This window comes from Klebsiella sp. G-Nf4, assembly GCF_002810615.1.
Taxonomy (GTDB): Bacteria; Pseudomonadota; Gammaproteobacteria; order Enterobacterales; family Enterobacteriaceae; genus Klebsiella; species Klebsiella variicola.
In genome coordinates this window covers 220,170-235,920 of sequence record NZ_PION01000001.1, presented here as the reverse complement: position 1 = coordinate 235,920, position 15,751 = coordinate 220,170, and the positions used below count along the sequence as shown (strand labels likewise).

The 15,751-nt window shown below is 57.9% G+C and carries 13 protein-coding genes and 2 pseudogenes; 10 read left to right on the top strand and 5 right to left on the bottom strand.

All coding sequences use genetic code 11. The annotated features are described in order from the left end of the window. Positions 1-51: 51 nt before the first annotated feature. The 7 genes from CWM57_RS01160 to CWM57_RS01130 all read left to right on the top strand — a co-directional run bounded on the left by CWM57_RS01160 (position 52) and on the right by CWM57_RS01130 (position 7,138). Positions 52-1,755: an ABC transporter substrate-binding protein gene (locus tag CWM57_RS01160; RefSeq protein ID WP_100630597.1), complete on the top strand. Its 1,704-nt coding sequence runs from the start codon at positions 52-54 to the stop codon at positions 1,753-1,755. Positions 1,756-1,799: 44 nt separating this feature from the next. Next, complete coding sequence (locus CWM57_RS01155) at positions 1,800-2,759, top strand: ABC transporter permease (RefSeq protein ID WP_008804589.1); 960 nt, start codon at positions 1,800-1,802, stop codon at positions 2,757-2,759. After that, positions 2,756-3,706, top strand: coding sequence for an oligopeptide ABC transporter permease (gene opp4C, locus CWM57_RS01150; protein ID WP_100630598.1), 951 nt, complete (start codon positions 2,756-2,758; stop codon positions 3,704-3,706). Before CWM57_RS01155 ends, opp4C begins: the two co-directional genes overlap by 4 nt. Next, positions 3,703-4,683: an ABC transporter ATP-binding protein gene (locus CWM57_RS01145; protein WP_100630599.1), complete on the top strand. Its 981-nt coding sequence runs from the start codon at positions 3,703-3,705 to the stop codon at positions 4,681-4,683. The genes opp4C and CWM57_RS01145 overlap by 4 nt, the downstream gene beginning before the upstream one ends. Next, positions 4,680-5,651, top strand: a complete 972-nt coding sequence (locus CWM57_RS01140) for an ABC transporter ATP-binding protein (protein WP_100630600.1) — start codon at positions 4,680-4,682, stop codon at positions 5,649-5,651. Before CWM57_RS01145 ends, CWM57_RS01140 begins: the two co-directional genes overlap by 4 nt. Positions 5,652-6,028: 377 nt before the next feature. Then, positions 6,029-6,532 (top strand): anti-virulence regulator CigR family protein, encoded by a 504-nt coding sequence (locus CWM57_RS01135; RefSeq protein ID WP_100630601.1) that lies wholly within the window; start codon positions 6,029-6,031, stop codon positions 6,530-6,532. 117 nt (positions 6,533-6,649) lie between these two features. Further along, complete coding sequence (locus CWM57_RS01130) at positions 6,650-7,138, top strand: DinB family protein (protein WP_040152537.1); 489 nt, start codon at positions 6,650-6,652, stop codon at positions 7,136-7,138. A gap of 245 nt (positions 7,139-7,383) precedes the next feature. Here the strand turns inward: CWM57_RS01130 and CWM57_RS01125 are convergent, their stop codons facing one another. Next, a complete protein-coding gene (locus CWM57_RS01125; protein ID WP_100630602.1) occupies positions 7,384-8,310 on the bottom strand; it encodes a LysR family transcriptional regulator in 927 nt (308 codons plus the stop codon). Between the two features lie 272 nt (positions 8,311-8,582). Here CWM57_RS01125 and CWM57_RS01120 point away from each other — a divergent pair, with 272 nt between their 5' ends. Next, complete coding sequence (locus CWM57_RS01120; protein WP_407028634.1) at positions 8,583-9,614, top strand: alpha/beta hydrolase; 1,032 nt, start codon at positions 8,583-8,585, stop codon at positions 9,612-9,614. Positions 9,615-9,777: 163 nt separating this feature from the next. Beyond that, the gene (locus CWM57_RS01115) at positions 9,778-10,974 is read left to right on the top strand and encodes an MFS transporter (protein WP_100630603.1); all 1,197 of its coding nucleotides are present in this window, start codon (positions 9,778-9,780) and stop codon (positions 10,972-10,974) included. 116 nt (positions 10,975-11,090) lie between these two features. Here CWM57_RS01115 and CWM57_RS27140 read toward each other — a convergent pair whose 3' ends face one another. From CWM57_RS27140 to CWM57_RS01105, 4 genes and pseudogenes are all read right to left on the bottom strand, one after another. Further along, positions 11,091-11,771, bottom strand: coding sequence for a hypothetical protein (locus CWM57_RS27140; protein WP_133122263.1), 681 nt, complete (start codon positions 11,769-11,771; stop codon positions 11,091-11,093). Positions 11,772-11,935: 164 nt separating this feature from the next. Continuing rightward, positions 11,936-12,191: pseudogene (locus CWM57_RS28085) on the bottom strand (transcriptional regulator). A 681-nt stretch (positions 12,192-12,872) separates the two neighbouring features. Continuing rightward, a pseudogene (locus CWM57_RS28080) lies at positions 12,873-12,986 on the bottom strand (LuxR family transcriptional regulator); the annotation flags it as partial. 144 nt (positions 12,987-13,130) lie between these two features. Beyond that, the gene (locus tag CWM57_RS01105; RefSeq protein WP_100630604.1) at positions 13,131-14,663 is read right to left on the bottom strand and encodes an MFS transporter; all 1,533 of its coding nucleotides are present in this window, start codon (positions 14,661-14,663) and stop codon (positions 13,131-13,133) included. A gap of 120 nt (positions 14,664-14,783) precedes the next feature. Between CWM57_RS01105 and CWM57_RS01100 the strand changes: the two genes are divergently transcribed. Next, the gene (locus CWM57_RS01100; protein ID WP_100630605.1) at positions 14,784-15,701 is read left to right on the top strand and encodes a LysR family transcriptional regulator; all 918 of its coding nucleotides are present in this window, start codon (positions 14,784-14,786) and stop codon (positions 15,699-15,701) included. Positions 15,702-15,751 lie beyond the last annotated feature (50 nt).

Sequence of the window (15,751 nt, the reverse complement as noted above, 5' to 3'; positions counted from 1 at the left end):
TTTCGTCATGAATTGTAAATAACCACGCAATTATTTGATGAGGTAGCACTTTTGTCCAGATTACAACAAGGATTAAAAACCCGAAAAACCCGCTTCGCCCTGGCGCTAAAAGTGGCCCTGCTCGGCGGCGTGGTAGCATTTTCTTCTGTTGCCCATGCGGAAGGGATCCTGAAAGAAGGTATCACCCCGGCCACCGACGCCAGCCAGATCCCGGCCAGCGCCAAACTGCGGAAAGACACGGTGGTGGCCGGGATCTCCGAGCCGCAGGGGATCTTTAACCCCTACTTTTTCGTCAACGGCTGGGATGAGAACGTGACTAACGTGATTTTTTCACGCCTGATCGACTGGGACAGTCAGGGTAAGCTGGTCCCGGGACTGGCGGAGAGCTGGACGGTCAGCCCGGATAACAAAGTCTACACCATCAAATTGCGCCCTGGCCTGACCTTCAGCGACGGTTCACCGCTGACGGCGGAAGATGTCGCCTTTACCCTGAAGGTCCTGCTCGACCCCAAATATGATGGCGATACCGACATCACCCTGGCCAATATCGCCGGCGGCGCGGACTACAAAGCCGGCAAAGCTGACAGCGTCAGCGGCCTGAAAGTCATCGACCCACTCACCCTGCAGGTGACCACCACCCAGCCAGGCGCCACCACGCTGGCCAAAATTGGCGGGCCGGTGCTGTCGAAAGCCTGGTACGGCAAAGGATATCAGCGGGGAAATCTCGACTATCTGCGTTCACTGCACGGCAAGCCGCTGGGCAACGGCCCTTACGTGTACGACAAATACATTCCCGGTCAGGAAATACGCTTCCATGCCAATAGCCATTTTTACCGCGGAACGCCGCCAACACCGCGCTTTATCTACCGCGTGACCAATCCGTCGACCAACTTCCAGCTGTTCCAGACCGGAGAGACCGACTATGACGCCTTTACCTCACGCCCCGACGATATTGAGCAGCTGAAAATGCTCGGCTTCGCCAACATTAATCTTTACGGCTCCAGCGACTACAGCCAGGTGGAGTTCAACGTGCATCGCCCGGCGCTCCAGGATAAGCGCGTGCGCCAGGCGCTGATTTACGGCCTGGATCGGCAGAAGCTGATCGACGTGGTCTATCAGGGGTACGGCAAAGTCGCCATCGAGCCGATCGCCCCGATCTCCTGGGCCTTTAACGCTGAAGGCGTCAACCCTTACCCTTACGATCCGGCACAGGCCAAAAAGCTGCTGGATGAGGCCGGCTGGAAACCTGGCGCCGACGGTATCCGCGCCAAAGACGGCGAGCGCCTGGAGCTGACCCTGCTGGTGAGCAAGAAGGTGATCAACGACGCTTTGATCCCCATCGCCAAGGAGAACTGGCGGCAGATTGGCGTGCTGCTGAAGCCGCAGGTGGTGGATTTCAACGCCCTGATGGCGCAGCGCAAAGCCGGAAATTACGATCTGGCCTCCTTTAGCACCAGCACCCTCAACGACCCGCACGACGGGGTATGGGATTTCTACAGCAGCGAAGCTAAAGAGTCCGGCTACCATAACGCGGAAGTCGATAAGCTGATTAACGCCGGCAACGCGGTGCTCGACATTGAACAACGCAAGCCGATCTACCACCAGCTGTATAAAGTGCTGGCCGACGATCCGCCGGTGATCCTGCTCGGCTATCGCGACATCCTTTCCGCCAGCAGCGCCCGCGTCAGCGGCTTTAAGCCGGATATCTACAACGGCCTGACCGGCAGCCTGCCGGATGTAAAAATCGTCAAGTAAATCCCCTGGCCGCCGGGTTAACCGGCGGCTGATGTGAGACCGTCATGAAAAATTTCATCCTGAGGCGCTTGCTGCAAACGCTGCCGATGCTGCTGCTGGCCTCCTTCATTATTTTTATGCTGTTTGCCAAAACCCCCGGCGACTTTATCGATGGCAATATCACCCTGACCGCCGCCCGCGCCGCGGAGCTGAAGGCGATCTACGGCCTCGACCAGCCGCTGTTCACCCGCTACCTCCACTGGCTGGGACAGCTGCTGCGCGGTGATTTAGGCTTTTCACTGCAGTATCAGATCCCGGTCAGCCAGTTGCTCAACCAGTACATCTGGAACTCTTTTCTGCTGGCCAGCGTCGCGCTGGTCTTTTACTGGGGCATTGGCCTGGCGGTCGGCGTGGTTTCTGCCCTGCGACCCGGCTCCTGGTTTGATCATCTGGTGAGCGTCGCGGTGTTTGCCGCCATGTCGTTCCCCACCTTTTTCCTCTGCCTGCTGCTGATTAAATGGTTTGCCGTCGATCTCCACTGGCTACCGGTAGGCGGGATGACCAATACCGGCAGCGACGAGAGCGGCTGGCAGTATGTGCTGCAAGTGGCCGCCCACCTGGCGCTGCCAGTGCTGGCGCTGGTGATGCTGCAGGCGGGCAGCCTGACGCGCTATGTGCGCGCCAGTATGCTCGACGTGGTGAAAATGGATTTTATCCGTACCGCCCGCGCCAAGGGATTGCAGGAGCGCACGGTGATCCTCAAACATGCCCTGCGCAACGCCCTGCTGCCGATTATCACCCTGCTGGGCTTCGAGCTGCCGGGGTTGTTCTCCGGGGCGATCATTACCGAGAAGGTGTTCAACTGGCCGGGGGCAGGCCACATCCATATCGACTCGCTGGCCGCCCGCGACTATCCGGTGCTGATGGGATTTACCCTGTTTCTGGCGGTGCTGACGATCGTTGGTAATTTGCTCGCCGACGTGCTGTACGCCTGGGCCGATCCGCGTATTCGGGTGAGGTCATGATGATCCTGTCTTACTTTGCTTCCCGTCGCCGCCAACGGCAGGCGGCTATCCCGGCGCTGGCGCACATGACCCCCTCTCCCTGGCGACAGGGGTGGCGACAGCTGCGCCGTAACCGGCTGGCCATGTTCTGCCTGATCCTGCTGGCGGTAATGGCGGTGTGGTGCGTGCTGGGGCCCGTCTGGTCGCCATGGAGAGATGATGCCACCGACGCCCTGAGCATCAACCAACCGCCCGGGGCGGAACACTGGCTGGGGACCGATTTCCTCGGTCGCGATGTCTACACCCGCCTGCTGCTGGCCGGGCGCATCTCGCTGATTATCGGCCTGCTGACCATGGTGATGTCGGTGTGCCTCGGCTACCTGCTCGGCGCCCTCTCGGGTTATGTCGGCGGGTTAACCGACAAACTGATCATGCGGGTGGCCGACCTGGTGATGACTATCCCCGGGTTACCGCTGTTGATCGTCGCCGGGGCGATGCTTTCTGAGCTCGATTTTTCGCCGGACTCGCGCATTTATATGGTGGTGGTGATGCTCAGCCTGCTGGAGTGGCCCCGACTGGCGCGGCTGGTGCGCGGACAATGTCTCTCCCTGCGCGAACGCGATTTTATGCTGGCCACCCAGGTGCTGGGCCTGTCGGCGCGTCGCCGGCTGTTTGGCCACCTGCTGCCGAATACCATTCCGATTCTGGTGGTGATGGCGACCATGGCCGTCGCCAACGCCATTCTCAGTGAATCCGCGCTGAGCTATCTCGGCCTCGGCGTGGTACCGCCGACGCCGTCGTGGGGCAATATGATGGATGCTGCCAATAGCCTGATCGATTTCCAGCGCCGCCCCTGGCTATGGATGCCGCCGGGCATCGCCATCTTTATCACCGTGATCGCCATCAACGTGCTGGGCGATGGCCTGCGCGATGCCATGGATCCCAATATGAAACCGAGGCTGAAATGACCACGCCGTTAGTCGCCTTTCATCATCTCTCCGTCTCTTTCGCCGGCGAACGCACTCGCGTGCGCGCGGTGCAGGAGGTCTCTTTCACCATTCAGGCCGGGCAAACCGTTGGCGTGGTGGGCGAATCCGGCTGCGGCAAAAGCGTCACCGCCATGGCGCTGATGGGTCTCCTGCCACTGCAGGCGGCGCGCATCGATGGCGGCGAGATCCGCTTCGCGGACCGCGATCTGCTGCGGCTGAAAGCCAGACAGATGGCCGACCTGCGCGGCCACCAGCTGGCCATGATCTTTCAGGAACCGATGTCGGCCCTGAACCCGGTGTTGACCATCGGTGAACAGCTGTGCGAACCGCTGATCCGCCACCTCGGCGCCACGCCGAAAGCCGCCTGGCAGCAGGCCATCCAGCTGTTAAGCGAGGTCGGCCTGGCGCGCGGCGACAGCCTGATGACCCGCTATCCTCACCAGCTTTCCGGCGGCATGCTGCAGCGGGTGATGATCGCCATGGCGCTGAGCTGTCAGCCCAAACTGCTGATTGCCGACGAACCGACCACCGCGCTGGACGTCACCGTGCAGGCGCAAATCCTGCGCCTGCTGCGTGACCGGGCGCGGGCCAGCCAGATGGCGATGATGCTGATTACCCACGATCTGGGAGTGATCGCGCAGATGGCCGAGCAGGTAGTGGTGATGTATGCCGGACGGATCGTGGAACAAGGTGCCACCGCAGAGGTGCTACGGCATCCGCAACATCCTTACACGCGTGGGCTGATCGCCTCCCGCCCGGTGCCGGGTGAGCGGCGTCGGCGGCTGTACTCTATTCCCGGCCAGGTGCCGGATCTGGCCGCTCTGCCGGCGGGTTGCGCCTTTGCCGGGCGCTGCGAGCGGGCGACGGCGCGCTGCCGGGAGGCGATTCCGCCGCTGCTCGGTGAGCGCCAGCGGGCCGCCTGCTTTTACAGCGAGTTTGCGGAGGCGACAGCATGAGCGAACGCTATGTTATTGAAGTGGATGGATTGAAAAAATATTTTCCGCTGCGCGACGGCCTGTTTGGCCAGCAGACCGGCGAGCTTCGCGCGGTGGACGGCGTCAGCTTTAACATCCGTCCGGGCACCATTTTTGGCCTGGTGGGCGAGTCCGGCAGTGGTAAAACCACCGTCGGCCGGACGCTGCTTGGCCTGTATGAGAAGAGTGCCGGCAGCGTAAAATTTCACGGTCAGGAGCTGGCCGACCTGACCGCGCCTGCCCTGCGCGCCATCCGGCCCAGAATGCAGCTGGTGTTTCAGGACCCCTACAGCTCGCTGAACCCGCGGTTGCGTATTGGCGACGCGATTGGCGAAGCCATGCTGCAGCACAAGCTGTGCACCCGCGATGAGCTGTATGACCGGGTGATAGCCGTGATGAAGATCTGCGGCCTGGCGCCGGAGCACTATGCCCGCTTTCCGCATCAGTTCTCCGGCGGCCAGCGACAGCGGATCGGTATTGCCCGGGCGCTGATCCTCAACCCGGATTTTATCGTCGCCGATGAGCCCATCTCGGCCCTTGATGTGTCGATTCAGGCGCAGATCATCAATTTGTTTTCCGACCTGCGCGACGACCGCGGTGTCACGTTCTTGTTTATCTCCCACGACCTCGGGGTGGTGGAGCATTTATGTGACGATGTGGCGGTAATGTATCTGGGACAGCTGGTGGAAAGCGCCAGCCGCGATGCGCTGTTCAGCCGCCCCCTCCACCCCTATACCCGTGCCCTGCTGGCCGCGGTGCCAACCCTCGATCCGCACAGCGAACCGCAGGCGCTGGTGCAAGGCGAGATCCCGGATCCGGCCAATCCGCCCGCCGGCTGCCGCTTTTCATCCCGCTGCCCGCAGGTCAGCGAACATTGCCGGAGAGAGGCTCCGGCGCTGCGCGAGGTGGCCCCGGGTCATCGGGTCGCCTGCCATTGGGTCGCGTCCTGAGCACAGTCGATGGGGTTATTTATTTCTAAACAACCGTCCGATTGTGCGCGGCAGCGCCAGGATTTACTATCCGCCCCGTCTTGTGAGACGCGTTATGAATGAAGCGTAATATTTTTGTTCATTTTTGCCCGATGGCTTCGGGCATTTTTTTCTCTACGCCCGGGAGCGATCCTGTCGGCAACACATTTAGCGGGGCGCGGTCGCCCGTCTGTCAAAACGCAGCAATGGAATTGCTTGTCCGCGTCCCGCTATCCCTTTCCCTTTATCTTTCCCGCCGGTGATTAAAAACCGGCAAAAAATAAGAAATGATGAGATTGCCAGGGGCATAGCTTTCTCTTATTTTTTAAGCGTGTACTCCCCATTCAGGAAACAGCATCATGCTTAAGCGTCGCACTCTCAAAACAGCACTGGCGGCGGTTATCTCTCTTGCCGTGCTGGCCGCGCCAGTCTATGCCAACCCGGGTAACGGCAACGGCGGTGGTAATCACGGGAATAGTGGTAACCATGGCAATGACGGCAATAATGGCGACCATGGTAATAAAGGCCAGAATAAAGGTCAGTCCACTGACGATCATGGCAACCGTAAAAACTACGGTAAACCCGACCATGTCGACAGCGATATCAGCTTTTCACGAGCGCGCTCCCTTGCCGTGAACTACGGTCTGGTCGGCTATCAGGCACTGCCGCCGGGTATCGCCAAAAACGTCGCCCGCGGCAAACCGCTGCCTCCGGGGATCGCGAAAAAGACCCTGCCGGCTTCCATGATTAACGACCTGCCCTATTATCCTGGCTATGAATGGCGCGCGGTCGGCGATGACCTGGTGCTGGTCGCCCTGAGCACCGCCATCGTCACCGCCGTGATTAACGGTGTGTTTGACTAAATCACCTGCTTATTGAAAAGCCTCGCCCCGGCGAGGCTTTTTTGTGCCTGGCGCTGGAGCGTGACGACTCACCGGCATAACCAGTATGATAACGGTTCAACCAACCCGGGACAGACTATGGACAAAGACACAGTAGTGACGCTGTTGAAATATAAGCGCTGGATTGACCTTGCCACCTTACAGGCGATCCGCGCGATTGACGGTACGGTATATGGCGAGAAACGTCACCTGACCATCAGGCTGATGAACCATATCCATGTCGTTGACATGATTTTCCGGGCGAACCTGCGCGGCAGGCCGCACGGTTACACCGCGCTGAATACCCCCGAGACGCCAACCGTTGATGAGCTGGAAACGGCCATGACCGCCTGTACGGACGAATACATTCAGTATGTCAGCGCCATGACCCCCGCTGATTTCCACGAACGTATCGCCTTCAAATTTGTCGACGGCGGTGACGGCAATATGACCGCGATGGAGATGCTGAACCACATGCTCTTTCACGGCGCCTATCACCGCGGGGCGGTGGGCTGGATGATTGGCGAATGCGGCGGCGTGCCGCCGAAAGAGGTGCTGACGGTTTTCCTACGCGACCATCATTCCTGAGTCTCGTCATGTGATGTCCCTCTGCGCAAGTGGCGCAGGGGAACGGCTTCATGGCGAATGACGCAGTCCTGCCCGTCGCCATGACGTCTTGCTAATCACTCCCGGAGGATGCTTCCGCGGCTAATTCGAATCGTGCCGGGTATGATAAAGGCTGCAGAGGTAATGCGTCAGGCTCGTCCAGTCTCCCCAGAGGAATGAGCCCGTCAACGTAACCATGAGCCTGATAGAAAATGGCCAGCGAGGGATCAGCCGGGTCCGTTAGCGCGGCTGTCCGCCCCGGGATAGTCCCTCAGGATGTCGATAATCACTCGCAGCGCACTGGACACATTGCGGTGCGGATAATAGATATGAAACCCCGGGAAGGTATGACTGTAATTCTCCAGAACCGGTATCAGCCGACCGCTTGCCAGTTCGTCCTGCATCAGATCCGCCGCTTCATAGGCCAGCCCCACGCCCAGCGTCGCGGCTTTAATGACGGTGCCGGCATCGCTGAATACCCACCCTCCGGCGGGATTATGTCGGTACAACCGATCGCCATCATGCAGCTCCCATCCCCACGGTGAACCATCCGACATGCGATAGCCAATGCAGGGATACTTTTCGAGTTCGCGGGGATGCGTGGGGGTCCCATGCTGGCGGAGGAAATCGGGGCTACCGACAACCCGCATCGGCACATCGGCGCCAATACGCACGGAGACCATATCCTCGTTGACCATACTGCCATAGCGGACCCCGGCATCGTATCGCTCCTTCACAATGTCCACAAAGGTATTATTTTCAATGAGTTCCAGTGCAATATCCGGGTAAGCATCGCGTAACGACTGCAATCGCGGTAGCAACAGTTGTTCGATAGCCTGCCTGCTACCGTTAATGCGCACGGTTCCGGCAGGTTTCTCCCTGAGCTGATTCAGTAGTATCCAGCCATTCTCCAGCTGACCGAAACCCTGATCGAGCGAACGCAACAGTTTTTCCCCGGCCGGGGTGAGCGCGACCTTGCGGGTACTTCTTACCAGTAACTGCAGATTAATACTTTTCTCCAGCATGGTAATGCTGCGGCTGATGCTCGACTGGGCGAGGCCCAGTCTGGCCGCGGCGCGGGTAAATCCCCCCTCTTTCGCCACATGATAAAAAAGATAGAGATGGTGTAGATCCTCACGACGAAAAATATCCACCCTGGCTCCTGTGTCTGGTCGGTCTCAATGGTTTTATTTATAACATGGATGCATTAATGAAGTGCGGTTTTACCCGCTAATCAGAACAGCTTTAGTTCTCTACTATAAGCGCCTTCAACACTCACACAGAGCGGGACATCCTGGTCTGCACTTCACACCCTTCAGGAGTATTTATGGCTGCTTTTTCTCATCGAACGCGACATACGGGATTGATCCTTGGGATGGCGATGCTGTTTGGCTCAAATGCCGCCTTTGCAGACCTGACGCTGCCCATGAAAGGCGACGCAGATGTTAAGCTCATTCAGACCTGGGATAAAACCTTCCCGCTGAGCCGCGCCGTCGACCATCAAAAAGTCACGTTTAAAAACCGCTACGGCATTACCCTTGTCGCCGACGTCTATGTGCCGAAAAAGCGCCCGGCCGGTAAGCTTCCTGCCCTGGCGGTCAGTGGGGCATTCGGTGCCGTTAAGGAGCAGTCATCCGGTCTCTATGCTCAGGAAATGGCCCAGCGTGGTTTTGTCACCCTGGCTTTTGACCCTTCCTATACCGGCGAGAGCAGCGGCGAGCCGCGTAATATCGCCTCTCCCGATATCAACACGGAAGATATCATGGCAGCCGTCGACTATCTGGGTCTGCTGGATATCGTTGATCGGCATCGCATTGGCCTGCTGGGCGTCTGCGGCTACGGCGGGCTGAACCTCAGCGCGGCAGCCATGGATAAACGTATCAAGGCCGTCGCCACCTCGGTGATGTATGATATGTCGCGCCTGTGGGGTAAAGGCTTCCAGGATAGCTATACCCCGGAACAGCGTAGCAAAGTACTGGAAAACATGAGCCTGCAGCGCTGGAAAGACGCCGAGAATGGCGTGCCTGCTTATGAGAGCCACAATGTCAGCTTTGATAAAGCGGGTAACGTAGTCCGGGATAAAACTATCCTGCCAGCAACGCTGAAAGCAGATGCCGATCCCATTACTCGTGAGTTCTTCGATTATTATCGCACCCAGCGTGGGTATAACCCGCGGTCGGTTAACTCCGCCGGAGCATGGTCAGTGACAACCCCGATGCCGTTTATGAATTTCGCGCAGCTGGATCATATTAAGGAAATCTCGCCACGGCCAGTGCTGATTATTACCGGTGAGAAAGCGCATTCGCGTTACTTTGCGGAAACCGCCTACCAGGAAGCGGCTCAACCCAAAGAGCTGGTCATTGTTCCGGGTGCGAACCACGTGGACTTATATGACAATCAAAGCGGGAAAATTCCGTTTGATAAACTGGACCGCTTCTTTAAAGCCAGCATGAAATAATTTTAAATTGACCTCCATTTTAATCTCTGCGCCGGGACTAACCCGGCGCACAGGAGTCAATATGCCTAATTTTGGTTTTTATAATCCAACCCGTATTGAATTCGCTGCCGATAAAGAAGGTAGCGACGCCTGTCGTAAACGTTAAGGTGTAATAAACCCCATTATGAATCTCAGAAATCATTCAGCTTATGCTGATGAAAAACGCCCTTCCTCCAACTGGACGGGAGTATTTGCTATCACACTCTGCGTATTTACGCTAATCGCTTCAGAATTTATGCCGGTGAGTCTGCTCTCCCCCATCGCTCTGGATTTGGGGATCACCGAAGGCACCGCGGGTCAGGGAATGACGATCTCGGGAATATTTGCGGTCTTAACCAGCCTGCTTATTCGCAAGCTGGCTGGAAAAATGAACCGCAAATATCTGCTGTTACTGCTGACCGCGTTGATGGGGATTTCTGCTTTAATCGTGGCAATGGCGCCGAATTTTAGTATCTACATGCTGGGGCGCGCACTGATTGGGGTGGTCATTGGCGGCTTCTGGTCAATGTCTGTCGCCACGGCGGTCAGGCTGGTCCATATTAGTCAGGTTCCGCGCGCTCTGGCCGTTTTTAATGGCGGCAATGCGCTTGCCACCGTCGTGGCTGCACCGCTTGGCAGCTATCTGGCGTCAGTCACCAGCTGGCGCGGTGCCTTTCTGAGCCTGGTGCCCATCGCGGTGGTGACCTTTATCTGGCAGTGGATAAGCCTTCCCTCAATGAAAGCGGGATCGCATCAGGCCGCCAGCGGTTCAGGTCTGGGAAGACTGCTGGGCGATCGTTCCGTGGCGATCGGCATGGGCGCGGCCGGTATTTTTTTCATGGGGCAGTTTACCTTATTCACCTATATTCGGCCGTACCTCGAACTGATCGCTCAGGTCGATGCCAGGACCATCTCGCTAATATTATTAGCAATCGGTATTTCCGGACTGGCGGGAACCACGGCTATTGGGCTGGTGATTAAAAACCAGCTCTATAAAACGTTAATGATTATTCCGCTACTGATGGCCCTGATTGCGTTGCTGCTGATCCCGCTGGCGACAAACATTGTCGCGGTATCGATTCTGCTGGCCCTGTGGGGCGTACTCTCCACGGCAGCGCCGGTGGGTTGGTGGAGTTGGGTCGCCCATGCCACCAAAGCGGATACCGAATCAGGCGGGGGACTGATGGTCGCGACAGTGCAGTTTTCCATTGCCATTGGCTCAACGGTCGGCGGTATTTTATTTGATCATCTGGGCTATGAGAGCACCTTTTGCCTGAGCGCCGGGATGCTGGTCGTGGCCGCGCTGATGGCGATCCAGACGGCGCGATGCTCTGCTGGCTGAGTCATGCTGTTGATAGTGAGCGACGTGAGCTGGCGCTGCTCCTGCTAACGTTGGCGCCCGCTCGGCAGACCTGGATAGCCAGGCCAGGATGCCTCTGGCCTGGCGTTATCCACGGCTCAGGAAGTACATTGATGGTACCCTTCATTGGCCCATTGATGAATGCCATCGGGTCCTTTTGGTGTAGAAGGTTTAGGACAAGCCACTGAAGTATAAGCGCTTCCCGCCCTTCCTTTTGTTATTGTCTGGCGTGAATTCGCCCCTACGCCATCCATACACCCTGTACGGCAATCATTCGCATCAAACCACATCACGGTAACGGCAAAGCCACAATGATTAATCCAGAAGTCAGCCAATGAATTCGACGTCGAGTCACGGGTAAGGCAATTATCGGCCGGAGGATAGGATTTAACTGACGAAGAAACCGATGACTGCCCCTGCGAAGACGCCGTTCTCAGGGCGGCGTTTTGGGGTGTGGCGACGGTCGAGACTGAACCGCCAGCCGCGCTTTGAGTTGTGGTTTGAGATCGCGAACCTGATGAACTGTGGGATAATTGAGTCACCGGTTGTTTATTCGCGACGCTGGCGACCGTATTATATCCCGTTTGCGGATCGCTGGTACCGCCGAGAGTAAATACGTCATAAAGCATGGCAATCGGCAAGGTCGCGACATACCATGTCGCGACACCATAATGGCCTTTATCAATCTCCTTTCCGGTTTCGTTTAGTGCTTTTTGCGTTGTGCAGGATATTAACGCGGGGAATAAAGTCACGATGGCTATCACACGAAAGAAAAACATATTAACCACTCCCATCCAGCAGGAATTAGATATACGGACTGACCGCTCAGGGAGCGATTAAATCCTTCATTCGTTTTATGAGGATTATAATGGCGGCAATAACAGACTCACTCATTCATATGAATGAGTGGATGAAATAAATCAGCCGTGAATCGCGCGGAGGATCAGCAGAAGTTCAGCCTGATGACGAGTATGGGTTTTCCGGTACAGGGCGCTGAGGTGGGTTCTGATCGTGGCGATGGATACGCCCAGATGTAAGGCGCATTCATCCGGCGTCATGCCCCGCACCAGCAGCTCCGCCACCGCATTCTCGGCGGGCTTAACGTTAAACAGCTCCATCAAGGCGCTGCCGGTGAGAAACGGCTCGGGAATAATCACGCAGGCGACCCCGGCAAGACGGGCCGCCGGGATCACGAGGATCGGTTTCGGCTGACGCCCGGCGGTATAGCACAGCCCTGCCTTCGGCGGCTCTGCCGTCCGGGTGGCCTGCTCGATGGCGCGTTTGAGTTTTTTACTGTCGGTATTGAGGCACAGCGTATCGCCCCCGCTATACCAGGAGAGGCGGGCGTTGGCGCGCAGGTAGCGTTCGGCATGCGCGCTGGCGTAGAGAATTTTACCGCCATGATCCACCAGCCATACCGGGTAGATCCCGTTGTCCATCACCGCGCTCTGGTATTTTATGGTGTCCCGCAGCTGTTCAAACCGGGCGTGAAGCTGGCAGGCGGTTTTTAACGCCGGGATCAGGCGCCTGAACAGTTCAAACTGCACCGGCTGCGGATAAGCCGCCGTATTGGCCGTCATCAGTGACAGATAGGTGGCATAGCCATTGATGGTGCACAGCTTGACGCTGGTGAGATTATTCAGGTCGTTGGGGTGATGAAATTCATTGTAATAGACGCTGCCGGCAATAAACTTATCGCCCAAATACTCGCGGTCCCGATATATTTGCCCGACCGGTAACGCGGTCAATATTTTTTCGGCGGGATCGATAGCCAGAAATACATCGCGATAGGCGGTAAAGACCTTCTCCTCAAGCAGGAATGAATCGGTCAACAGATGCGCATTGCCTTTGTCGTAAAACAGAAATGCCGCGTACTGATGGCCGGTCAGTAACGCCAGTTTCTGCAACGCCGATTTCCACAAATCAGGATCCAGGGTGGCCATCAGCACCGTTTCCAGGATCTCGATGTAAATCAGTTCCGGATCAATCGCCATAACGACACCTGTGAGTCACTGTTTCCGCGGCCGGAGCGGCGCATGTGGCCGCCCTAATCAGCATAGTTCCGCCAGCGAAACAATGACAGTCCCGGTTCGCTAAGCAAACCGGGAAGCATGACGCCAATGCGCTATCAAGGGGGTTCAGGATTCGCTGTTGCGGGTTTGGAAAGCGCTCCCGTTCCGGCATAGCGTCCGCCAGACCATCAGGGCGCACAGCAGGGTGACGACCGCCAGCACGCTAAACAGTAGCGTATAAGCAGAGTCATAGCTCTCGCGCAGTGCCCGGAGGGAAAAGTCAGGCAAAAGCGCAGCCGCCTGCGGCATATTGCCGGCCCCCAGCCAGCCTGCGGCGCGGTCAATCACCTCAGGCGCATACCCGTGAACGCGACTCTGCAGCGTCAGGGTATTGCTTGCCGTTAATACCGCGGAGACTATCGCCAGGGCGATTCCCTCTCCGGCAACACGAACGGTGTTGAACAGGCCTGCCGCCATACCGGCTTTCGCCACCGGCACAGCGGAAATCGCCAGGCCGTCCATCAGCCCCCAGGGAAGCGCTGCCCCCGTCCCACAGAGGATCAGCGACAGCACCAGCCGCGGGAGGTGCTGGCTGTGAAAAGCCTCTCCCAGCAACAGCAACCCGACGGAGGCCATCATCAGTCCTCCCGTGGACACCATCCCGGGCGAAAACCAGCGGGTGAGCAGGGCTGCAACGGAAGGAAAAACCAGCATCGGCGTGGTTAACGCCATCAGATACAGCGCGCTCTGCGACTCACTCATCCCTTCTCCGCCCATAAAATGCAGTGGAACAATAATCAGCAGGACAACGTAGCAACAGCAGGTGGCGACAGGCAGCAACAGTACGCCGACAAAACGCGGATGGCGTAGCAGGGAGATGTCCAGCACCGGGTTGTTCACCCTCTGGCAGCGCACGACAAACGCCACGAACAGTCCCGCCGACGCGATGAACAAGGTCAACGTCGGCAGCGATAAAAAACCACAGGCAGGAATGACCATGAGCGATGAGGTAAACAACATCAGGGCCAGCGTAAACAGGGTTAAGCCGAGGTTGTCGGGTGTCCGCGGCTCGCTTTTTTCTGCCGCGGGCAGATACGCCAGTCCGATAAGCAGCACCCCTGCCGAAAGCAGCGCAAACAGGGCGTATACGCCGCGCCAGCCCACCGCGTCGGTCATGAAGCCGATCAGCAGCGGGCCAAACGCCAGGCCGGCGCCGAACACCGTGCCCAGGATGCTGAATGCCCGGGTCCGCTGAGCGCCGTCATACAGCTGGGCCAGCGCCGCACTGCCGCTGGCTAAAATCATCGCCGCGGCCAGGCCTTGCAGTGACCTCAGCATGCCTGACAGCAAGAGATCGTGTGTCAGGCAAAACAGCAGGCTGCTCAGGCAAAACAGCGCGGCGCCGGCAATGAAAATGCGTTTTCTGTCGATGGCATCCGCCGTCACGCCTGCGGCCAGCAAAAAGCTGCCGAAGGTCAACATAAAGCCATTGGTCAGCCACGACAGCGCAGCGGGAGAGCCGCCCAGCGACTGCTGTATCGCGGGGGTGGTCATGACGCCGCCGGTAAAACTTAACGGCAGCAGCATGGCCGCCATAAAGACAGAAAGCGCGGCCAGGGCGCTGGCGTATCGGGAAGGTGTTCTGGCGGTACGTGACATCTGGCGGCCCTCATAAGGTGACAAGGAAGGAATAAATAAACTGCCGCCATCCTATTGCGGATGTTATTGCCGATAAATAGACTGAAAATATCTTCTTAAGAGACATAAGGTTTATAATCGATGGACAGCCTCACCTCGCTGACGTCCTTTGTCCGCACCGCCGAAACGCTAAGCTTTGTTCAGGCCGCCAGGTTGCTGGGCATTTCAGCCTCGGCGGTGGGTAAGAATGTCGCCCGGCTTGAGCATAAACTGGGGGTCCGGCTGTTCAACCGCAACACCAGAAATGTCAGCCTGACGGCGGAGGGGGCCGCGTTTCTGTCCCGCTGCCAGAGTATCCTTGAGCAGATCCAGGAGGCCGAGTCAGAGCTGACGAGCAGTCTCTCACAGCCCACCGGCAAACTGAGGATTTCACTGCCCGTCATCGGCTACCGCCTGCTGCTCCCCGCCCTCACCGCCTTTACCCGTCTTTATCCGCAGGTTGAACTGGATCTCGACTTTAGTGACCGGCTGGTCAATCTGATCGATGAAGGATTTGATGTCGCTATCCGCAGCGGTGAATTAGCGGACTCCCGCTTGATCGCCAGAAAGCTGGGAGGCTTTCGTTTTGTGCTCTGCGCCAGTCCGGCCTATCTGACGGAATACGGCGTCCCCGGCTCGCCAGCGGAATTGGCGGCGCACAAGTGCATTTTTTTCCGCTTCCCCGCGACGGGGCTGATCCAGCCCTGGGAACTGCGCGGTATGCGGCTGACGGGAGATTTCAGGGCAGCTGCCGTTATGACGGTCAATAACATTGAGGCCGCCATTCGCTTAAGCGCGGCGGGAATGGGCATCGCTTATGTGCCTGATTTTGTCGTGCGCGAGGCCATCAATGAGGGACAACTGCAGGAGGTGTTGCCCGGCTGTTGCGTCAAGGATGGGCATTTCTCCGTCCTGTGGCCAGCCAGCCGCTACCTGTCACCGAGAATACGCTGTTTTATCGATTTTATGGCTGCGGCAGAGATACCTTTGTCACCCGCATCGGCAACCCCTACTCCTTGAAAAGCCCAGCGCCGGATATCCTGCCGCGCGGCCAGCGAAAGCCGGCGGCA